We start from the raw sequence: 21068 nt of genomic DNA, 5'->3' as shown, positions 1-21068 counted from the left end.
ATGTATGATACAATAGCTGATAAAGAAATTTGGTTTGTTACGGGCAGTCAACATTTGTACGGCGAGGAAACCCTGAGGCAAGTCGCCTCCAATGCCCAAGAAATCGCGAACGGATTAAATGCTTCGGCTTATATTCCCATCAAAATTGTTTTTAAACCAACCGTAAAGACCCCTGCCGAAATAACCAATATATGCCTTCAGGCCAGTGCCGCTTCAAATTGTATCGGTATCATTACTTGGATGCATACCTTCTCCCCTGCTAAAATGTGGATAAAAGGGTTGACCGTCTTGACCAAACCACTCTGTCATCTACATACCCAATTTAATGCCGAAATCCCCTGGGATTCTATCGATATGGATTTTATGAATCTCAACCAGTCCGCTCACGGAGATCGCGAATTCGGGTTTATGATGTCGCGTATGCGAAAAAAAAGGAAGGTTGTGGTCGGCCATTGGCAAACCAAAAGGGTACAAGAGAAACTGGGCATCTGGTCGCGTGTGGTCTTGGGATGGAACGAACTTCAGCATCTAAAAGTAGCCCGTATAGGGGATAACATGCGAGAAGTAGCAGTTACCGAAGGGGATAAGGTGGAGGCCCAAATGCGTTTTGGCTTTTCCGTAAACGGCTACGACTCATCGGATATCGTTACACATATCAACGCCATTTCCGACAATCAACTAAAAACACTTTTACAGGAATACGAGGAGACCTATACCCTGACCAAAGCCTTGAAAAACCAAGGAGAAAAGCGACAATCGTTGATAGAAGCCGCCAAGATTGAACTTGGTCTGCGCTCCTTTCTGGAAGAAGGGGGTTTTGGGGCATTTACCGACACCTTCGAAAATTTGGGCGAATTGAAACAATTACCGGGCATAGCAGCACAACGACTTATGGCCGAAGGATATGGCTTTGGTGGTGAAGGAGATTGGAAAACCGCCGCTTTGGTCCGGGCCCTTAAAGTTATGAATACAGGTCTGGAAGGAGGAACTTCTTTTATGGAAGACTATACCTATCACTTCACCCCTCAAAAAGCATATGTTATGGGATCGCATATGCTTGAAATCTGCCCTTCGATTTCCGAGGGAAAACCTTCGTGCGAAGTGCACCCTCTAGGTATCGGAGGTAAGGAGGATCCTGTTCGTCTCGTATTTAATTCGCCCGCAGGTCCGGCCATCAATGTATCGCTGATCGATATGGGCAATAGGTTCCGTCTCATCGTTAATGAGGTCGAAGCCGTTAAACCAATGGGAGAATTGCCTAAATTGCCTGTGGCTAGGGTGATATGGGACGCCAAACCCGATCTGGATACCGCCGCGACGGCTTGGATATTGGCAGGGGGAGCGCATCACACGGCCTACAGTCAGGCCCTAACTACTGAATTTATCGAAGATTTAGCGGATATAGCCGGGGTTGAACTTTTGGTTATCGATGATAAAACTTCAATACGCTCATTTAAAGATACGATTAACGCCAATGAAGCTTATTATCATTTGTTCCAACATGGAAACTAAACTTGTTAAATTGAAAATAATATGAAATCCTTTAAACGAAACTTACGTACGCTCTTTTCGATAGGCCTTCTTCTCTTGGGCCTCACGAGCTGTAAAGAGCAACCTAAAAATGAAAAAACAGCAGAACCCATGGAACAACAAGACAAGACCACCATCAACAAAAGCAGCTACGGTAGTACCCCCGAGGGTACCGCGGTGGACCTCTATACTCTTACAAACGATAATGGCATGGAGGTAGATATCATTACCTATGGAGGTCGCATTACAAAATTATCCGTTCCTGATAAGGAAGGAAAAAGCGCGAACGTCGTGCTTAATTTTGATTCCCTCGATCAATATCTCGAAACCAATCCTTTTTTTGGTGCTTTGGTCGGGCGGTACGGCAACCGTATTGGCGGTGCTCAGTTTTCCTTGGACGGCACCGAATATAAGCTGGCGGCCAATAATGGTGAAAACAGCTTGCACGGAGGCCTTAAAGGTTTCGACAAAGTAGTCTGGGACGTAGAAGAAGCCCAAGGAGGAGATAGCGCTTCGTTAAAATTAAACTACGTTAGCCAAGATATGGAGGAAGGTTTTCCGGGAAAACTTGATGTTACGGTAACCTATACCCTAACCGGCAATAACGCGCTGGAAGTCAATTATGAAGCTACCACCGACAAAAAGACCGTGGTGAACCTCACCCAGCATGCCTATTTTAATTTATCTGGCGATTTCTCCCAGAATATTTTAGATCATGTGCTGACCCTCAACGCCGACCAATATGTTCCGGTGAACGATGCGTTGATTCCGACCGGGGAACTACGGGACGTGGAGGGTACCCCTTTTGATTTCACTTCGCCCAAAGAAATAGGCAAGGATATCGATGCCGACAACGACCAAATAAAAAAAGGAGGCGGATACGACCATTGTTGGGTGCTCAACGATCAAAATTCAGGTATGCGAACGATAGCCACAGCCTACCATCCAGAAACTGGAAGAAGTATGGAAGTGGCAACCACCGAACCTGGCGTTCAATTTTACACCGGTAACTTTTTAGATGGCACTTTGCCCATACCTGGCGGTGGCAATTACGGCAAACGCTCAGGCTTTTGCCTCGAAACCCAGCATTACCCAGATTCCCCGAATCAACCAGAGTTTCCATCGGTTGTCCTTAATCCAGGGGAAAAATATGAAACGAAGACCACTTTTACCTTTTCAACGAAATAAATTGACTCCATGAAAACATTGGACACGCTCGACTGGATCAGCATTGTATTGTATTTTATCGTTCTTTTAGGTATTGCCGTATGGGTGATACGTAAGAAAAAAGACAATACCGAAGATTATTTCCTTGCAGGAAGAAATGTCGGCTGGTTCGTCGTGGGTGCGTCGATTTTTGCATCGAATATTGGTTCGGAACATGTGGTGGGTCTTGCCGGTGCAGGGGCCAGCAATAAATTGCCCATGCTGATTTATGAAATACACGCTTGGGTCGTGCTCTTATTGGGTTGGGTGTTTCTTCCCTTTTATGCGCGTAGCGGGGTGTTTACCATGCCCGAATTTTTGGAAAAGAGATTTGATGCCAGATCCCGCTGGGTGCTGTCGGTCTTTTCCATACTGGCCTATGTGCTAACAAAAATATCGGTTACTATTTATGCCGGAGGTGTGGTAGTATCGGCGCTTCTGGGTATTGATTTTTGGACCGGAGCTATTGCTACCGTCGTACTAACCGGAATTTATACGGTACTTGGAGGAATGCGGGCCGTGGTCTACACCGAAACCTTACAGGCCGTTCTATTGATTATAGGCGCCGCTGTTTTGACCATTATAGGTCTCGATAAAGTGGGGGGATGGCAAAGTATGGTCGACACGGTTACACCGGAGTACCTCAACATGTGGCGTCCACCCACCGATCCTGATTTTCCATGGCCATCTTTGGTGATTTCAAGTACCATCGTGGGTATTTGGTATTGGTGTACCGACCAATACATTGTACAACGTGCCTTGACTGCAAAGAATATCAAAGAAGGTCGAAGAGGTACAATTTTCGGTGCCGTCATGAAACTGATGCCGGTATTCCTCTTTCTGATTCCTGGTGTGATCGCATTGGCCCTGAAAATGAGGGGAGAATTGCATTGGGATTCGCCAGATGAAGCATTTCCTATTTTGATGAGCAACCTTCTGCCTTCAGGACTTCGAGGACTGGTGGCAGCAGGTCTGCTCGCGGCACTTATGAGTTCCCTCGCCTCGGTGTTCAATTCTTGCTCTACATTGTTTACCGTTGATATCTACAAAAAACTGCGCCCTAACACACCGGAGAAAAAATTGGTGCGTACCGGGCAGATAGCCACTGTCATTACTGTCATCATAGGTGTCATCTGGATTCCTATTATGGCGAACATTTCCGGGGTATTGTATGAATACCTTCAAAGCGTACAATCGTACATAGCCCCGCCGATCACAGCGGTGTTTCTATTGGGCATATTTCATAAGCGAATCAATTCGCACGGGGCTTTCGCTACGCTTATTGTAGGTATCTTTGTAGCCGCACTGCGAATTGTTCTCGAACTGATCAAGGGATCTCTTAATCCCGAGGGATTTCTATTCAAAATGGGCGATATGAACTTTTTGACCTTCGGTGCCTGGTTTTTTCTCTTTTGTATTCTATTCGCCGTCGCGGTAAGCCTACTAACACCTGCACCCTCGCAGGAAAAAGTGGTAAACCTCACTTTCGGGACAATCACGGATGAAGAAAAAAGCAAGAACAAAGCGAGCTATAACTGGAAAGACGTTATCGTATCTATCGTCGTGGTGGCCATCGTAATCAGCGTGATGGTGTTTTTTAATGGGGACTAGCAAAAAATAAACGACTATACTTCTAATTCATTGGTTTTATCATTTTTGCCAACGGAAGCTCTAATGTTTTTAACTCCTGAATAACCAAAGCCGAAACTTCTAAGGCCCCTTTTCTCGACAGGTGGGTATTATCTTCCTTTCCTTCGGGATAGTATGGGTGCTCCCCAACTTTAAAATGTAGGTGTAGTGTCTTTGAACCCTCGGGCCCATACGACATCTCCATTAGCTCGGTCAAATACTGAAGATCGATAAAAGCAACCTGATATTCTTGAGCCACTAATCTCGCTTCAAGAGGATAGTCTCCATGCGTATCGATAAGAGTACCGAATTCATTAAAATTTCGCCGGACGATGGGGGAGAACAACACAGGTGTGGCTCCCTGTTCACGGGTTTCATTTACAAAGCGAATCAGGTTGTGCCGGTACGTTGTATGAGGATTCGTATACCGACTGGAATCTTTAAATTTTTGGTCGTTGTGCCCAAACTGGATAAAAACATAATCCCCAGATCGAAGCGCACGATACACTGAATCCCATCTCTTTTCGACTATAAAGCTTTTGGAACTTCGCCCATTTACCGCCCTATTATCTACTTTAACACTATCCGTAAAAAATTCGGACAACACTTGGGCCCAACCATGCTCAGGATTTTTATCAGGATTTTCTTTGTCGGCCATTGTCGAATCGCCTATACAATAAATTGTGATCTCTTGAGCGCTACCCAAAAAGGCCATCCATAGCGCCAAAAACAATACTATCCTCTTTTTCATTTCAATCAAAATTTAGATACCAAGGTTTCCCATCCCCATTATCAGGAGTTCCCCTATTTCCGAGAATATTTTCGACCGTGTACCTTTCCGCTTGCGACTCGTTAAGTTGATGAGACCAGCTGACCCGTTGACTGGGTTTGTATCCAGTTCCCTTGCACTTATATTCCGCATAAAAGCTGCTAACTTCAGCTTCTTTGTTCGACCAATTATCCCAACCTTCAGCACTAATATGGTCTTCCATGGAACAGTTTAAAAACACGGTTTTAGCATAGGTACGCCAAGGCCTTCCTAGATACACTTTTTCAAGTCCGTCTTCTCCGGTCAACGTACAACTCATGAACACATAGCCAAAGGGCATCCCTTCGGGGGTAGAAGCGGCGGTAATAAAGGAATTGGCTTTGCTATGAATCATACAATTCTCAAAAAGCGCCGTGGCCTGCCCGAATATGAAATCCGTAGTACCTTCGATATAACAATCCTTATAATATTGCCGAGAGCCCTCCCCTGTGGTATATAGCGTATCTTGATTACCGATAATCGAACAATTTTCGATGAGCACCCGGTCTGCATTTACGGCGAGGGCCACTGCCTGTCCAACCTCGCCGGCCGTATTTTTAATGGTCAGGTTGGTCGCATAAAAATCATTGCCCTGAACCAAAAGTGTCGGGGTATGAAAAGTACTGTTACGGCCTAGGTTCAGTTTGTCGAAATAATCATCATAGGTAATAATCGTCTTTTCCCTATCTTCCCCAATAAGGCTCACTCTATTGTTCCACTCATATATTTCGACCTTTTCGCGATAGACCCCATTTTTAAGAATGATGGTCACTCTTTTATCGGGAAATCCTTTTGCCGCATTGATGGCTTCTTGAATAGTCATGAAATCACCGGACCCATCCTTTGCCACCACCATATTGTATATGTCTACCTCCTTTTCAGTAGCGACTTGGGCATTTGCTAAAAAATAGAAAAAAGAACAGACAAAAAAGGAAAACCAAGTTTTACGAATATTCATTCCGATATAAGCCACAGGATTATCAAATGAGCGAGGATGCCTTCTCGATCAAACCTTTCAATTCTTCAATCTCACCTTGGTTGGGCATCTCCAAAGGGGCTCTGACATTTCCTGCTGGCCTACCGATTAGATCGGCACCTGCCTTGATCAGACTGACCGCATACCCAGCTTTTTTACTGCGAAGACGGATAAAAGGTATAAAAAACGTAGTGATGATGGTCTTTACCTTGGCTTGATCTCCTGCCCTTAGGGCCTTATAGAAAGCAAGTGCCAAATCGGGAACGAAATTGAACACGGCAGAAGAATATGTATTAACTCCGATGGAGAGATAAGCCTCGGAAATAATTTCGGCCGTAGGCACACCGCCGATATAGGTAAGTCGATCCCCAATCGTTTTCACGGTATCGTTCAATTCTTGCATGTTGCCCGTACCATCCTTCAATGCAATAAGATTTGGGCAAGCCTCAGCCAGAGCGGCTACCCCTTGACTGGAAAGGATGCCGTTCGCTCGATTGTAATAGACTACCGGAAGTTTGGTGCTCTGCATAATTGTCTTGGCATAGGCAATCAAACCGCTCTCGGGACATCCCGTCAAGTAGGGGGGCATGAGCAAAAGACCATCAATACCGGCCTGCTCCGCAATTTTGGCAAAAGCGATAGCTTCAGGTATACTTCGGCCTACACTCGATAGTACCGGAACCTTTTTATCGACAACTTCCACCGAAACTTGTACTATTTGTTGGTATTCCTCTTCGGAAAGCGAAAAGAATTCCCCTGTGCCCCCGGCCACAAAAACCGCCGAAATATCATGCTTCATAAACCAATCTACCCTATTCGAAAAACCGTCAGGGTCGAAATTGCCATGCACATTCATATCGGTAACGGGAAAGGATAATAACCCATCTCCCAAAGCGCTTTTGATTGTTTCAAATTCCATATTGCTTTAATTTATAATTCCTATCTTAAGTTAACGGCCCCGGATTAAAAAGTACAAGATCATTGTGCAATCCCAATTTATCACAAGATACTTTTTCTTGCCCACTTGCCACTTTCAAAATCAAATGAAAAAGCTCCCAACCCAGGCTTTCAATAGTCGCCTCACCGGTCGCCACCCTTCCCGCATCAAAATCAATAAGGTCATACCAGCGCTCGCTCAAGGCGGAATTGGAACCCACTTTAATAACGGGGACCATGGCAAGTCCATAAGGCGTGCCCCTCCCCGTCATAAAAAGGTGTATGTTCATTCCTGACGCTACCTGTAAAGTACCGCAAACAAAATCGCTCGCGGGAGTTGCTGCAAAAGTTAGCCCTTTTTTACGGACTTTCTCTCCTGGGGACAATACGTCTACGATAGGCGCCGAACCTGATTTGGCAATTGATCCGAGAGCTTTCTCTACTATAGTACTCAGACCGCCTCTTTTGTTCCCAGGAGACGTATTTTCACTACGATCTACTTCACCCTGGGATAAGTAGTGATCATACCACTTCATTTCATCTAACAAAGCCCTACCTACAGCGGGCTCGGCAGTTCTGGGCACGAGCAAATGTACGCCATCGCGTACCTCTGTAACTTCCGAAAATAGCACGCTACCCCCAGCCCTCACAATAAGGTCGGAGACAAAACCTGCCACAGGATTGGCCGTCAAGCCGGAAAAGGCATCGCTCCCTCCACATTGCATCCCCACCACCAAATCGGAAGCGGGACAGGTCTGCCTCCGACGTACATTCAATTTTTTCAAATGCTTTTCGCCCAAGGCCATCACGCCTTCCAACATCTGCGAAAACCCATTGAAGCTTTCATCCTGCATATATAGAATATCACCTGCACCATCCTTGGTGTTATCGTCAACTCGAAGAAGCCGTTCTGGTCGAAGTTTTTCACATCCGAGGCCTATGACCATAACCTCTCCTCCAAAATTAGGGTTCGTCATGATATTTTGAATGGTTCGAATGGGGACCATAGCGGCCGGAGCGTTAATGGCGACCCCGCAACCATAGGTGTGTGTCAAGCCGACCACATCGTCTACATTGGGATACTTTGGCAACAATTCGTCCTTTATTTTTTTAACCGCATAATCGGTCAGGCCAGCTACACATTGTACACTGGTGGTAATGGCAAGTACGTTCTTCGTACCGACCGACCCATCTTTATTTTTATATCCCTCAAAGGTATAACCACGCAAAGGCTCCAAGTGGGGAAACTCGTTTTCCTCCATAGATATCAGGTCCAGAATTGGAGGTTCGGGTACCGAAATATTTCGTTCATTTACCCAGGCTCCTGCTCTAATCATCCCATCTGCGTAGGCGATGGTGTGACCATAACGAATAATGGGATCACCCGATTCGATTTGTCGCAGCGCTACTTTATGCCCCATAGGGATGTACTCCGTAAGTGTTACGTTTTCCATCGCTTTCGTGCCTGCTTCCAATCCTTTTGGGTTGACCACGATACCGACATTGTCAGACTCGGTAGTGACAATTAGATGGGTATACAAATTTTTCATCTCATACGAAAGGTAACAGTTTTGACAATATCATTACTGCAAGAAGGCCAGAAAATCCCATGACCATTAATAGGAAGGAAAAATGCTTGACGGTTTCTTTTTCATTCATCCCGCTCATTTGGGTAATGATCCAAAAAGCACTATCGTTCATCCATGCAAAAATTTTGGAGCCGCAACCGATAGCTAAAGCTAGATATACCGGATGAAATGCCAAATCAGCCTGCGCCAGCCCCCCTATGACGCCTATGGCGGTCACCATGGCTACTGTCGCCGATCCCTGGGCCGTTCTTACGGCAGCGGTAATAAAAAAGGCCAGCGGTAAGAAGGCCATATGATAATTTGAGGCGAGTTCGCCCACACGAATACCAATACCTGTTTGCTGCAACATTTGACCAAAGGCTCCTCCGGCAGAAGTAATCAATATGATCATCCCTGCACTGCTAAGCGCTTCGTAAATAAATTTTTTGAATCTAGCGATATCGTTCAACCGTTTCCATAAGAGATACATGGCTATTATTGTGGCTACAAAAAGGGCGATATTTGCATCTCCCAAAGTGGCAAAAATATTAGCTAACTTAAACTGCAGCTCGCTCTTGGTGCCCCCATCGGATTCCAGGGCCATCTGCGAAAAAGTATTGCCCGTAATCAGTACAATAGGCAAGACCACCGGCAAAAGGGAAAGCCACAAAGAAGGAAGTTCTTCCTGTTTCCTTTCAGAGAACTGCTTTAAGTCACTAATGGGCATATCCGGGGTGTCCCGCATGGGCAAGTCCCAGCGCTTATTGGCCCAGAGTGCATATAAATATCCGCAAAAAACGGTGAAGGCCCCCACACATAGACCACCGATGATCATGGCACCCAAGTCAATTCCCATTTCCTCGGCGACGAAAAGAGGACCAGGTGTTGGAGGAATAAGGGAGTGGGCCATAACCCCTCCCGCGATAATGGTCATCAGATATAGTCCGAACCGCTTCGGATTTCTAACGCCTACCGATTTGACCAAGGGAATCATCAAATAAAACACGGTGTCGAAAAACACGGGTATGGCGAGTGTAAAACTCCCGGACAAAAGGGCTATCGAGGTATGCTTTTGGCCAAAAAGTCGTAGAAGTGCCCTAATGATACGTTCGGCAGCGCCACTTCGCATAAGAGCCGTTCCGATAATGGAGGCGAGTGCGATAAGTATTCCTATCTTACTGCTCGTACTTCCAAATGCCGACGCCAGCCTTTTCCCCAACCCCATATTCACAAGGGATTGTGCTTGGCCTGCTTCCATCCCCTGATGAACCGCAAAAGCCATGATTTGTTCCGGGGAGGTCAACAAAGCAGTGATCAAGGCTGCCAAGAGTAAGGATATGGCGGCATGTAATTTTAATCGGATGATACAGAAAAGTACGGTAGCCGTACCAAAAGCAATAATCAACAAGGGGTCCATAATCGTTGAGTTTTATCGATCCAGTTCTAAAGAAGCCATCATAAAAGGACCTGTACCCTTGGGGTCGTTCGCACGTACGATTTCATTGATGTAATAGTCAAAAGTGCCATCTCTGTAGGGGTCGCCACCTAAACCGGCCACACCACAACACTTGTTCAAATTCACGATACCGTTCTCCTCGACGCTTATAAACTCGGTTAAAATGCCCTCATAGCCTTTCTTTGCTCTTTCCATATAGGTATCGGAGAGGTAGCCTTTATTCACCCCTTTTGCTAGGGTGTAGGTAAACATACAGGAGCCGGTCGCCTCAAGATAATTGCCTTCGCGGTCCGGCATATCCAGTACTTGATACCAAGTACCTGTATCATCCTGGTATCTGACAATGGCTTCGGCATACCGTTTTAAATACCCTAAAATACGCTCCCTTCCTGGATGGCTCTCAGGAATGAAGTCAAGAATATCCACCAAGGCCATACCGTACCAGCCCATCCCACGCGACCAAAAGTTTTCGGACAGCCCTGTAGTTTTATCTGCCCAGCGTTGCTCCTTACTTTCGTCCCATCCGTGGTAATACAATCCAGTTTTAGGATCTCTATTATGCTTTTCGATCTGATCGAATTGCAATACAATTTTATCCCATGTTTTTTGGGCCTCCTGCTGGTCCATAAAAGTATTGGCATATTTGGCGTGGAATGGTTCCGCCATGTAAAGGCCGTCCATCCACATTTGAAAGGGATATCTCTTTTTGTGCCAATACCCTCCTTCCGAAGTGACCGGTTGACCTTCCAGTTGCGTATGAAGGGTATCCATCGCCATTTTGAACCGTTGCTCTTTCTTTCTGCCATACAGATAGAACAGAACATCACCAGATTTGATCATATCAAGATTATAATTGCTCAATTTGTAGGTCTCGATCGTACCATCCGCATGGACCATTCTATCGGCATAATCATAGATATAATCATAAATTCTTTGGTCCGGGTATTTTTCATACACCCTTGACATAGCCTGTAAAACGAGTCCGTTGGTATAGCTCCAGCGTGATTTTTCTTGAAAATCGAGCAACGTAGGGTCCGGAAAACGATGTATCTCTGAAAGGGCCATGCGCTCCGACCATTTAAGGTCTTCGGACACGATTTTTTCTATATGCTGCCCTTCTCCCGAGGCATCCTCTTTTTTATCCGTTTTACAACCCCATGGCATCCCCATTAAAAAAACAAGGGCCAACAAGGCCTTTTGCATATTTCGATTACCCATAATTTTAGTATGATTGTTGATTTATATCTATTACGACTGCCGGTTGAAATCCGTTAGAAGGGTCTCTAAGTAGTCTTTGAATTGTTGTCTGTTTGTAATTCCGTTCTTTTCCTGTTCCCAAGCTCCCAAGAAGTAGTAGGATATGGGTTCTGTGGTAGGCTTGAATTGCAGTAAATGGTCGAATTCTCCATCGACCATCTTCTCGACATCTTTTTTTCGATAAAATAGGGCCATACCCAGTTTATCGGGCACCAGGGTCTGCTCTCCGTAGGTCGCTATATAGGCCCAACCGCCCGAATCATCATCGCTTTTCATAAGTGTTATTTCCTCAAACTTTACCATACCCGTGACCAAACCTTCAATGGCCTCTGAAGTTTGCAACGTGGCCTTTGTCATTCTTGAATCGGGGGCGATAGACAAGTTTGCGCTAAGATCTGTCGCTACATTGTCGGTCTTCCATCCATAGTAATTTACTAGAACACTGGAGGCGTTCGAATCGTTGGAAATGGCCACTGTTGTAGAATCGACCTTTTGAAAGTGATGTGTCGTAGTACCATCGTACCTTCCATACGACCCGATACCCAACGACTTGCCCGCTTTTAAAATATCTTGGCCCCAAGGGGCATTTTCGTGGTACGAATCATAATTGTCACGCCCTACCTGCGAAAGCACCATGGTATCGACCTTCTTTCCAAAAATATCAATGGCATTTCTCCAGTCAAGATACAATCGGTAGCCCACTTTATTGCTTTCCCATCCCGGGCCTTCATAGCGAATATAATAGGAGTGATCGGTAAGGCTATCAGGGGCCCTTAAAAAGTCTACGTTTTTAAATGTAATGTTTTCGCCTACATATTTCCTACCTTCCCATCGGCCACCTTCCTTTATCGAAATTTCTGCATAGGTCTTAGAAGGTCCGTCTATTTGCTCGGTGAGTTTTTGGGATATCTTTTGCTTGCAGGATAATTGCACAAAAAGAACCAATAGCAGAACGCCGCATATTTTATTTATGATCATTATTATTGTTTTTATGTACTCTTGGGAAGATTATAAATACCCATGGTTCTACTAATTTACGCCAATTGACCTATGTAAAAAATCGACCAAGCGATATTGTCTTTTTAGGCTATTCCACGGGAGATGTTATTTGTTTTCCGTTTATTCTTGAATTTATAAAGTTCAGTCTAACTACATTCTCAAGCGCATAGACGGAATCGACCTTTGCTATTGTTACATCTTTGAACGTAATATTCGATATTGGCTTCTCCTTGTATCCTTGGGCCAAGATACCATATTTGCCTCCGTTTTTGACGTTCACATTTTCAAGGACTACGTTATCGACCTTTGGAATAAAATTCCCCTCTTGAACCCCATAAATGCCATAAAACAAGTTGATTTTCAATACGGCTTCCTTTACTTGCCCCACTTCGAGATTTCTGACATACACATTCTCTACGGTACCACCTCGTTTTGAATTGGTCTTTATACGAATGGCACGGTCTAGATTCGGACTATCCATTACACAGTTTTCTACGAATACATTTTTGACTCCGGCAGAAATCTCGCTTCCAATGACCACCCCTCCATGGCCATCGATCATTTTACAATTTTGCACTATAATATTTTCGCTTTTGATACCGACCCGGCGGCCGTCCTCATTTCTTCCGGATTTTATGGCAATGCAATCATCTCCCGTGTTGAAGGTAGAATTTTTAATAATTACATTTTTTGAATATTCTGGGTCGCAACCGTCATTATTCGGGCCATGGCTTTCCACTGTCACACCGTCAACGGTTACGTGGGTTGACTTTATGGGGTGAATGACCCAAAAAGGAGCATTTATAATTTTAATGCCCTGAATCAAAACGTTCTCACATTCAAAAGGCTCAATAAAGCTAGGACGCAAATAATGACCCTTACCAAAGACCCTATCGGATACACGCACCCCTTTTTCAGACATTTCTTCCTTTAACCTCGTTAAGGATGCCAATTGATTTGGTTCACCCTCTTCCCAACCATAATCAGGCGAACCTTTCCACGGCCACCAAAAATCGTTTCCTGCCTGACCGTTTAAAATACCTTCTCCGGTTATGGCTATATTTTTCTTCTTGTAGGCATAGACCAAGGGCGAAAAATTCATCAGTTCCGTACCTTCAAAAGAAGTATGCACCAGTGGTTCGTAGGCGTCAAAATCTCTTATAAAGAGAATTTCCGAACCTTTTTTTAGGTGAAGGTTTACATTGTCTTGAAGATGAATGGGTCCCGTTAGATAGCTCCCCTCCGGCACCAAGACCACACCACCTCCTTTATCTGTGCAGTCTTTAATGGCCCTTTCAAAAACATGCGAATTGTCAAAGACGCCATCGGAAACAGCACCGTAGTCCATAATATTAAAAGTGCTATCCGGGAAATCGGGAACGACGATCGTATCGATAATTTTTGACATTTCAGACCAGTAGTCTGACTTTACACTAGGTTCTTGTCTGCAGGATAACCAAACACCCAAAAAAAATAATAGAAATGTCGTCTTCTTGAAATTATACCCTGCTCGAAAGAATGCCATTTTAATATGAAATTGATGAATGTAATCGATTACCCAATAATAGGAATTATCTATAGATACCACAAGCCTTTTTGTCTCAAAACGAAGGTTTTAACAAAATGCGCCGGATATGATTTTAAATTAAAAGAATGTTATGTCCTATTTTTCTCGAAGCTAATGTTCTGCTTCGTTTTGACTTATCCTTCGGGTGCTTATTCGACCCATCAAAAAAATACGTATTGTGTAATCGATAGCATAGATGAAATACCTATATTAGTGAGACATAACCAACTTTCCGGAAAAAACTGAATGAGCAAAAAGACGACCATCTATGATATCGCCAAAGCGCTTAACGTTACTGCGGCCACCGTATCGAGGGCATTGAACAATAATCCCAGAATAAGCGAGGCTACCCGTCAATTGGTTTTGAAGACCGCCAAAAAAATGAACTATAAACAGAACCAATTGGCGGTCGCCTTGAAAAGCGGAAAAAGTAAAAATGTGGGGGTCATAGTGCCCTATATTGACCGAAGTTTTTTCTCGACCATTATTCGCGGAATAGAAGAGGAACTAAATCCCCAAGGGTACCATGTCATTATCTGCCAGACTTTAGAGGATGGAAAAAAGGAAAGTGATACCGTTCAGAACTTATTGAACGCCCAAGTGGATGGTATACTCATTTCCATCACACGCCAAACTAAAAACCTAGATCACTTCCAACAGGTACTTAATAAAAATATCCCCCTAATCTTTTTCGACCGAAAAACCAACATGAAAGGGGTGAGTTCTGTCACCGTAGATGACTACCAAGGCGCTTATATGGCAACCATGCACCTCATTGATCAGGGGTGTTCAAAAATTGCGCATTTAACGGTTGACCGCAATTTAGAAATCTATGAAAATCGATTTAGGGGATATAAGCAGGCCTTGATCGATAAAGGCTTTCATTTTGAACCTGATTATGTCGTAGCCCTAAAAAGTGATATTGAAGCGGGAAAAGACGCGGCCAAAAAATTATTGGATCTATCCCACCCACCCGACGCCATATTTTCAGCAAGCGACTTTGGGGCTTTGGGAGCCATTACCTATTTGAAGAGCATCGGTAGGCAAATTCCCTCCGATTTTCGTGTGGTCGGCTTCAGTAACGAACCTTTTACCCAATTTATGGAACTTCCGATAAGCTCGGTCGATCAATGCCCGATTTTAATGGGTAAGACGGCCGCCCAGGTATTTCTAGAGCAAATCGATTCAAAGGAGATACATATTGAGAAAAAAGTGGTGTTGAAACCCACCTTGAACATCAGAAAATCCTCTTCCACCTTGACCGTAGAAGTACAAACCAGTAATCCTCAATCAACAAATTAAAGGGATACTCCCCGCTTCCAAGGAATAAAATCATTCTGATCAAGCTGATCGGCTTTAGAAGCTATTTCACCACTGGCCACTTTGATGACGTATTCCAAAATCTCCTCGCCCATTTGAGGGATAGTTTTTTCACCTCGTATTACCGGGCCTGTATCGATATCGATGATATCAGGCATACGTTCAGCAAGTACCGTGTTGGAGGATACCTTCAACACTGGAGCTATTGGGTTGCCCGTCGGAGTACCAAGCCCTGTGGTAAAAACTACGATATTCGCTCCCGAGCCCACCATACCCGTCGTACTTTCTACATCGTTACCCGGAGTGCAAAGCAAGTTAAGACCAGGTTCTGTGACGTATTCCCCATAGTCCAATACAGCTTTAATAGGTGATGTTCCGCCCTTCTTTGCGGCACCCGCCGATTTCATCGCGTCGGTAATCAGGCCATCTTTGATATTTCCTGGCGAAGGATTCATATCAAAACCAGAACCGGAAGCTTCAGCGGCATTTTCGTAGGCCTTCATCAACTGCATAAAACGCTCGCCATCTTCATCATTTACGCAACGGTTTACCAGCTCTTGTTCTACCCCGCATAATTCCGGAAACTCGGAAAGTATAGGCGAACCGCCAACGGCGGCCAAAATATCGGACGCATACCCTAAAGCCGGATTGGCAGAAATTCCGGAAAAGCCATCAGATCCTCCGCATTCCAATCCCATCTTAAGTTTTGATATAGATGCAGGTTTACGCTGATTTCCATTGGCCTTTTTGATACCTTCAAATGATTCTTGAATTATAGTATTGAGCATCTGTTCTACCGTTCCCATTTGCTGTTGCTCGTAAATCAAAACGGGCTTCTGCATATCAGGGTCGATATCCTTTAATGCGTTTTTCAAAATATCGATCTGCAAATTCTGACATCCCAAGCTAAGTACGGTAGCCCCGGCGACATTTGGGTTTTTGACATAACCAGCAAGCAATTTAGCCAGGGTCACGGAATCTTGGCGAATACCTCCGCACCCGCCCTGATGGGTAATGAACTTCACCTCGATATTATCAAAAGCTCCCGCCCTTTCCGACAGGCTACCATCTTCAAATTCAGCAGGTTTCCCACTAATCAGATTGCGAAGCAATTGTCTTTGCTTGCTAGCCTTACCGATCGATAGCTCTTTTTCGAACACATCCTTTAAGACTTCGATATTCCTATTCTCACAGAACACCAAAGGAAAAAAAAGCCAAATATTAGCCGTACCCACTTGGCCGTCTAGCCTATGGTATCCCATAAAAGTTCGATCCTTCCATTTAGAAATATCCGGTGGGCTATAAGAAATCGATGCTGTTTTTTTCTGTACCGGATCACTTTGATGCTTCACGTTCGCAGTCGTCAACAATCCGCCGCGGTCTATCTTCGAAACCGCCTTGCCGACAAGAACCCCGTACATATATATTTTATCTTCAGCCGAAAGGTCTACCAAGGTAATTTTGTGTTTTGCCTTGGTGTCGGCCAAAACGATTATCTCTTCCCCTTCAAAAGCAATTCGATCACCTTGGACCAAATCTACAAGAGCTATGGCCACGTTATCTTCAGGATGTACTTTTATCAACTTTGTTTGCATCGATTGTCTATTTTAAAGCTTCTGAAAAATTTTTGAACCCCTGCTGAACACCTTCTTTTTCCAAATGTTCCAGAGCAAGGGCAACAGCCTCCTTTAAGTTTGGAACCAAGGTCAAGTCTGCATCCCAGTATTCCGTTTTCTTTAATACTGCCTCGGTGACGCTGCTGTAAGAGTCCATCTGCCATATTTGAACCATTTCGGCAATGGTGTCTTCATCATCGTTGACCGGTAAATCATGATTCTTCCATTTTCCTTTATAGAATCGAATCAAGCATGCGAAAGCATACACCAAATGTTGGGGCAGCTCATTTTTTCGCTCTATGTACGTCAAAATGCTGGGAAGTACACGCACCTTAAATTTTGATATGGAATTTAATGCAATACTCGAAAGCTGGTGCTTGATAAAAGGATTTCGAAAACGGTCAAAAACGGCATCGGCAAATTTTTCCAGTTCGTCCCTTTCCATATCCAAAGTCGGTATAATTTCTTCGTAGACCGCTGCCCGTATAAATGGACCGGTAAAGGGCTCCTCAACACTCTCCTTTACAGTTTGATTGCCAAACAATAGCGAGAAGGGTACCATGGTGGTATGAGCTCCGTTCAATATACGCACCTTTCGGGTTCTGAAGGGTTGCATATCGTCGACAATCTTCACGTCAAGGTCCGTGTTCCCGAAAGGCAATTTGGCCTTTAGCCTGTCATCTCCTTCAATAACCCATAGAAAAAAGGTTTCCGCACTTACAATAAGTCGGTCTTCGTAATCTAATTGATCGTTATATTCCTCAATCTGGTCTCTAGGGTATCCGGGCACGATTCGATCAACGAGTGTATTATGAAAAGTGCAGGAACGTATCAACCAATCCTTGAAGGTCTCCGATAAATTCCACAATGTGACATATTCAAGTACTATTTTCTTGAGCGTATCTGAATTATAATTGATCAGCTCGCATGGTATTATAGTTAGCCCTTTATCCATATCCCCGTTAAAATACGTAAAGCGCTCCAAGAGCAATACGGTCAACTTCGCAGGAAAAGAGGAAGGAGGCTTCATGTCGGGTCTGTCGCTCTTCACAAAAGCGATACCTGCCTCAGTGGTATTGGAAATAATGAACTCTAGACTTTCCTCTCGTCCAAGACTTAGAAATTCCTCAAAATTTGCGTAAGGGTCAACACCTTTTACGATATTGGTGATGAGCTCCTTTTCTTCAACTTCCTTACCATTTTTAATTCCTTTGGTAAATAGGGTGTAAAGCCCGTCTTGATCGTTCAACAAGGTAACCATACCCTTGGCAATCGGCTGAACAACAGCGATACCGGCATTGAAACCGACTTCTTGGTTCAATTTTTGAAATGCATATTCGACAAAAGCCCTTAAAAAATTACCCTCCCCAAATTGTAGTACTTTTATGGGCAACCTATTGAGATTGTCCGTATATTCTCTAGTTAATTTCATACTTTGAATTCAAATCGGTTTGTAATATTATAGGCCAAACAAACTGGGCAGCCACAAACTAAGTTGTGGAAAATAGGTGACCAAAAACAACGCCACGACCATGGCTATGAAAAGTGGCAACAAAGGTTTAAATACCTTTTCTATTGTAGTTTTGGCTATACCAACCCCTACAAAAAGCACCGATCCTACAGGGGGTGTACATAGCCCTATGCAAAGATTCAACACCATAATAATCCCAAAATGGACAGGGTCAAGTCCCAACTTGGTGACCACTGGTAAGAATATGGGGGTAAAAATTAAAACGGCAGGAGTCATATCCATAAACACACCTACAAACAACAGCAAGAGGTTAATAATCAATAAGATGACAATTTTATTATCGCTAAGACTCAGAAGGCCCGTACTAATATCTTGTGGTATGTTCTCATAAGAAAGCGACCAAGACATGCACATTGAAGCCCCTATCAGCAACATAACAATGGCGGTTGTCGCCGAGGAATCCAGTAAAATCTGGGGAAGTTTTTCGAAAGAAATCTCCCTATAGACAAAGCCAAGTATTAGGCTGTAAAGCACTGCAATAGCGGATGCTTCAGTTGCAGTGAAGACTCCTGTTACAATGCCTCCGATTACAACGACCAACATGAACAGGCTAGGTAGGGCGTCTATGAACGTTTTGAGCATTTCTTTGGCACTACTGCGAGCACCTACCTTATATTTCTTTTTTTTGGCCCAGAACGAAGCGACGATCATCAAAAATAGCCCGGTCATGATTCCGGGGATATAGCCTGCCAGAAAAAGTGCCGCTATAGACGCCCCTCCACTGGCAAGTGAATACACGATAAGCACGTTACTAGGTGGAATGACAAGGCCAGTGGTAGCCGATGTGATGTTAACGGCCGCACCAAATTCTTTCGAGTATCCTTCCTTCTCCATTTCAGGCCCTAAAATGCTACCCATAGCAGAAGCGGAGGCCATGGCAGATCCTGCAATCGCACCCATCAGCATTGCAGCTATGACATTGATGAGAGCCAGACCGCCGGGCAATGCCCCTACCAATGTTTTGGCAAAGGCGATCAATCGATGCGCAATCCCCCCTTTGTTCATGAGCTCTCCGGATAGTACGAAGAAAGGTATCGCCAAGAGCGCAAAACTATCGAGACCTGTGGCCATACGCTGCGAAACCGTAGTAAAAGCAGGCATGGCCGGTATACTGACCAACATGGTCAATAACGAGGAAATAGCAATACTCCAGGCCACAGGCGTACCAATGGCCAATAAGAACAAAAAACTGATCACTAAAACGAGAATGGGTAAACTTTCTATCATGGCCTGGCGTTTAAAAGATCGGATGTTTTATAGTAAATGATAAGTAAACCACTAATCGGAATGATGACATAGACCAAAGCCAGAGGAATTTGGAGTGCGGGCGATTGCTGCCCCAAGATATACGACAAGTATACGAGCCGGGACCCTCCTATTACAAAGGCTGTTAGTACAAAAAGGATGACCAACACGGTTACCAGTACCTTCAGGCGTTTTTGAGTTTTGGCATTGGCCCTCGAGGGAAGAATATCGATAGCCACGTGCAGATTTTTTCCTGACACATAGGCAGCCCCGAGAATACCGATCCAAATCATAAGATACCTTGCCAGTTCATCGGTAAACGAACTGGGATCACCAGTTACGTATCGGGTGAAAACCTGCCATAGTACGTTGATTACCATAACAGACATAATCACAATTAAAACCCTGCCCAAAATTTTGTCTATCAGTTTTCGTAGTGCCATTCTAGTCGATTTTCTGTATTGCTTGTATCAAAGGATAGATTTCTTCGTCTTCTTTATAGTCTTCTAGAACACCTGCCGCCTTCTCGGCAAATAAAGTTTTATCGGGATGTATAATTTCTACTCCCGCTTTCTCCACCTCGCGCAAAGCTTCTTCCTCTGCCTCTTTCCAAAGAATTCTTTGAAATTTTACCGATTCCTTGACCGATTCAGAAAGCCATTTTCGCTCTTGTTCAGACAGTTTTTCCCAAATATATGTACCTGCCAGTAGTACATCGGGAAGCACGGTATGTTCGTCAAGGGAATAATACTTACAGACCTCATAGTGTCTTGAGAGGTAGAAACTGGGCGGATTGTTTTCGGCTCCATCGACCACACCCTGTTGCAAAGAAGTGTATAGTTCCCCCCAAGAAATTGGGGTTGGCGAACCCCCTAAGGCCTCTACCATTTTAACCGCCGTCGCACTCTCCATGACCCTTATTTTTTCCCCTTCGAGATCGGAAGGGGTATTGATTGGTTTATTCTTGGTATAAAAACTACGACTTCCCGCATCGTAATATCCAAGGCCCATAAGCCGATATTGTTCACCATCCTTTAAAAGTTCCTGGCCTATCGGCCCGTCCAATACTTTAAATGAATGTTCGCGATCGCGAAAGAGAAAGGGAAGACCCAGAACTTTCATTTTAGGTGCAAAATTTTCCAGAACGCCCACGGAAACCTTGGTCATATCCAAACTACCGATTTGTAGTAGCTCTAGACATTCACGCTCGGTACCCAATTGTTGGCTTGGATATATGACCAGCTTCATTTTACCTCCGGAACGCTCCGCCAAATCCTCCCCCATTTTTACCATGGCTTTATGCACCGAATGACTGACATCAAGACCATGGCCCAATCTGAGAATCCTGGTCTGGCTTTCAGTACCGCATCCCAGGACGAAAACGAAGGAAGTAACAACCAAAATGAATCTAGTATATCGCATCG

The 21068-nt window shown here is 44.4% G+C and carries 17 protein-coding genes; 4 read left to right on the top strand and 13 right to left on the bottom strand.

Features of this window, described 5'->3' with window-relative positions; genetic code table 11:
• From araA to F2B13_RS09020, 3 genes are read left to right on the top strand one after another with little or no spacing between them, the layout of a single operon-like run.
• The gene (gene araA / locus F2B13_RS09030; RefSeq protein WP_149274763.1) at positions 1-1512 is read left to right on the top strand and encodes an L-arabinose isomerase; all 1512 of its coding nucleotides are present in this window, start codon (positions 1-3) and stop codon (positions 1510-1512) included.
• 21 nt (positions 1513-1533) lie between these two features.
• Positions 1534-2718 (top strand): aldose epimerase family protein, encoded by a 1185-nt coding sequence (locus tag F2B13_RS09025; RefSeq protein ID WP_149304035.1) that lies wholly within the window; start codon positions 1534-1536, stop codon positions 2716-2718.
• A 9-nt stretch (positions 2719-2727) separates the two neighbouring features.
• On the top strand, positions 2728-4347 hold the full coding sequence (locus tag F2B13_RS09020) for a sodium:solute symporter (protein WP_149274761.1): 1620 nt from the start codon (positions 2728-2730) through the stop codon (positions 4345-4347).
• Positions 4348-4369: 22 nt separating this feature from the next.
• Here the strand turns inward: F2B13_RS09020 and F2B13_RS09015 are convergent, their stop codons facing one another.
• The 8 genes from F2B13_RS09015 to F2B13_RS08980 all read right to left on the bottom strand — a co-directional run bounded on the left by F2B13_RS09015 (position 4370) and on the right by F2B13_RS08980 (position 13890).
• Positions 4370-5116, bottom strand: coding sequence for a rhamnogalacturonan acetylesterase (locus tag F2B13_RS09015; protein WP_149274760.1), 747 nt, complete (start codon positions 5114-5116; stop codon positions 4370-4372).
• Between the two features lies 1 nt (position 5117).
• Positions 5118-6131 (bottom strand): pectinesterase family protein, encoded by a 1014-nt coding sequence (locus tag F2B13_RS09010; RefSeq protein ID WP_149304034.1) that lies wholly within the window; start codon positions 6129-6131, stop codon positions 5118-5120.
• Between the two features lie 22 nt (positions 6132-6153).
• Positions 6154-7068, bottom strand: a complete 915-nt coding sequence (kdgD, locus tag F2B13_RS09005) for a 5-dehydro-4-deoxyglucarate dehydratase (RefSeq protein WP_149304033.1) — start codon at positions 7066-7068, stop codon at positions 6154-6156.
• A 25-nt stretch (positions 7069-7093) separates the two neighbouring features.
• Positions 7094-8635, bottom strand: a complete 1542-nt coding sequence (gene garD, locus F2B13_RS09000; RefSeq protein WP_149304032.1) for a galactarate dehydratase — start codon at positions 8633-8635, stop codon at positions 7094-7096.
• Position 8636: 1 nt separating this feature from the next.
• Positions 8637-10070 (bottom strand): GntP family permease, encoded by a 1434-nt coding sequence (locus F2B13_RS08995; RefSeq protein WP_149304031.1) that lies wholly within the window; start codon positions 10068-10070, stop codon positions 8637-8639.
• A gap of 12 nt (positions 10071-10082) precedes the next feature.
• Positions 10083-11327 carry a glycoside hydrolase family 88/105 protein gene (locus F2B13_RS08990; protein WP_232625212.1) on the bottom strand — a complete coding sequence of 415 codons (1245 nt, stop codon included), beginning with the start codon at positions 11325-11327 and terminating at the stop codon, positions 10083-10085.
• 30 nt (positions 11328-11357) lie between these two features.
• The gene (locus tag F2B13_RS08985) at positions 11358-12344 is read right to left on the bottom strand and encodes a DUF4861 family protein (protein WP_149304030.1); all 987 of its coding nucleotides are present in this window, start codon (positions 12342-12344) and stop codon (positions 11358-11360) included.
• A gap of 109 nt (positions 12345-12453) precedes the next feature.
• On the bottom strand, positions 12454-13890 hold the full coding sequence (locus tag F2B13_RS08980) for a glycoside hydrolase family 28 protein (protein ID WP_149304029.1): 1437 nt from the start codon (positions 13888-13890) through the stop codon (positions 12454-12456).
• A gap of 288 nt (positions 13891-14178) precedes the next feature.
• Here F2B13_RS08980 and F2B13_RS08975 point away from each other — a divergent pair, with 288 nt between their 5' ends.
• Positions 14179-15234 (top strand): LacI family DNA-binding transcriptional regulator, encoded by a 1056-nt coding sequence (locus F2B13_RS08975; protein ID WP_149304028.1) that lies wholly within the window; start codon positions 14179-14181, stop codon positions 15232-15234.
• Here F2B13_RS08975 and F2B13_RS08970 read toward each other — a convergent pair.
• The 5 genes from F2B13_RS08970 to F2B13_RS08950 are packed head-to-tail and all read right to left on the bottom strand — an operon-like array spanning position 15231 to position 21066.
• Positions 15231-16847 (bottom strand): UxaA family hydrolase, encoded by a 1617-nt coding sequence (locus tag F2B13_RS08970; RefSeq protein ID WP_149304027.1) that lies wholly within the window; start codon positions 16845-16847, stop codon positions 15231-15233. The genes F2B13_RS08975 and F2B13_RS08970 overlap by 4 nt on opposite strands.
• A 7-nt stretch (positions 16848-16854) precedes the next feature.
• Entirely contained in the window at positions 16855-18300 is a 1446-nt protein-coding gene (locus tag F2B13_RS08965; RefSeq protein WP_149304026.1) for a tagaturonate reductase, read from the bottom strand.
• A gap of 27 nt (positions 18301-18327) precedes the next feature.
• Positions 18328-19626 carry a TRAP transporter large permease gene (locus F2B13_RS08960; RefSeq protein WP_394348966.1) on the bottom strand — a complete coding sequence of 433 codons (1299 nt, stop codon included), beginning with the start codon at positions 19624-19626 and terminating at the stop codon, positions 18328-18330.
• Positions 19623-20087, bottom strand: coding sequence for a TRAP transporter small permease (locus tag F2B13_RS08955; protein ID WP_149274750.1), 465 nt, complete (start codon positions 20085-20087; stop codon positions 19623-19625). Before F2B13_RS08955 ends, F2B13_RS08960 begins: the two co-directional genes overlap by 4 nt.
• A gap of 1 nt (position 20088) precedes the next feature.
• Positions 20089-21066, bottom strand: coding sequence for a TRAP transporter substrate-binding protein (locus F2B13_RS08950; RefSeq protein ID WP_149274749.1), 978 nt, complete (start codon positions 21064-21066; stop codon positions 20089-20091).
• Positions 21067-21068: the final 2 nt, after the last annotated feature.

The organism is Pareuzebyella sediminis (assembly GCF_008367235.1).
GTDB classification, from domain to species: Bacteria; Bacteroidota; Bacteroidia; order Flavobacteriales; family Flavobacteriaceae; genus Pareuzebyella; species Pareuzebyella sediminis.
This window is presented reverse-complemented; position numbering and strand designations above follow the sequence as displayed.

What these genes read in the sequence shown, in the direction of transcription:
- F2B13_RS08970 (WP_149304027.1), bottom strand. Translation starts at nt 16,847, where the DNA reads ATGCAAACAAAGTTGATAAAAGTACATCCTGAAGATAACGTGGCCATA.
- F2B13_RS08980 (WP_149304029.1), bottom strand. Translation starts at nt 13,890, where the DNA reads ATGGCATTCTTTCGAGCAGGGTATAATTTCAAGAAGACGACATTTCTA.
- F2B13_RS08965 (WP_149304026.1), bottom strand. Translation starts at nt 18,300, where the DNA reads ATGAAATTAACTAGAGAATATACGGACAATCTCAATAGGTTGCCCATA.
- F2B13_RS08985 (WP_149304030.1), bottom strand. Translation starts at nt 12,344, where the DNA reads ATGATCATAAATAAAATATGCGGCGTTCTGCTATTGGTTCTTTTTGTG.
- F2B13_RS08975 (WP_149304028.1), top strand. Translation starts at nt 14,179, where the DNA reads ATGAGCAAAAAGACGACCATCTATGATATCGCCAAAGCGCTTAACGTT.
- F2B13_RS09015 (WP_149274760.1), bottom strand. Translation starts at nt 5,116, where the DNA reads ATGAAAAAGAGGATAGTATTGTTTTTGGCGCTATGGATGGCCTTTTTG.
- F2B13_RS08955 (WP_149274750.1), bottom strand. Translation starts at nt 20,087, where the DNA reads ATGGCACTACGAAAACTGATAGACAAAATTTTGGGCAGGGTTTTAATT.
- F2B13_RS09025 (WP_149304035.1), top strand. Translation starts at nt 1,534, where the DNA reads ATGAAATCCTTTAAACGAAACTTACGTACGCTCTTTTCGATAGGCCTT.
- F2B13_RS09010 (WP_149304034.1), bottom strand. Translation starts at nt 6,131, where the DNA reads ATGAATATTCGTAAAACTTGGTTTTCCTTTTTTGTCTGTTCTTTTTTC.
- F2B13_RS09020 (WP_149274761.1), top strand. Translation starts at nt 2,728, where the DNA reads ATGAAAACATTGGACACGCTCGACTGGATCAGCATTGTATTGTATTTT.
- F2B13_RS08950 (WP_149274749.1), bottom strand. Translation starts at nt 21,066, where the DNA reads ATGCGATATACTAGATTCATTTTGGTTGTTACTTCCTTCGTTTTCGTC.
- araA (WP_149274763.1), top strand. Translation starts at nt 1, where the DNA reads ATGTATGATACAATAGCTGATAAAGAAATTTGGTTTGTTACGGGCAGT.
- kdgD (WP_149304033.1), bottom strand. Translation starts at nt 7,068, where the DNA reads ATGGAATTTGAAACAATCAAAAGCGCTTTGGGAGATGGGTTATTATCC.
- garD (WP_149304032.1), bottom strand. Translation starts at nt 8,635, where the DNA reads ATGAAAAATTTGTATACCCATCTAATTGTCACTACCGAGTCTGACAAT.
- F2B13_RS08995 (WP_149304031.1), bottom strand. Translation starts at nt 10,070, where the DNA reads ATGGACCCCTTGTTGATTATTGCTTTTGGTACGGCTACCGTACTTTTC.
- F2B13_RS08990 (WP_232625212.1), bottom strand. Translation starts at nt 11,327, where the DNA reads ATGGGTAATCGAAATATGCAAAAGGCCTTGTTGGCCCTTGTTTTTTTA.
- F2B13_RS08960 (WP_394348966.1), bottom strand. Translation starts at nt 19,626, where the DNA reads ATGATAGAAAGTTTACCCATTCTCGTTTTAGTGATCAGTTTTTTGTTC.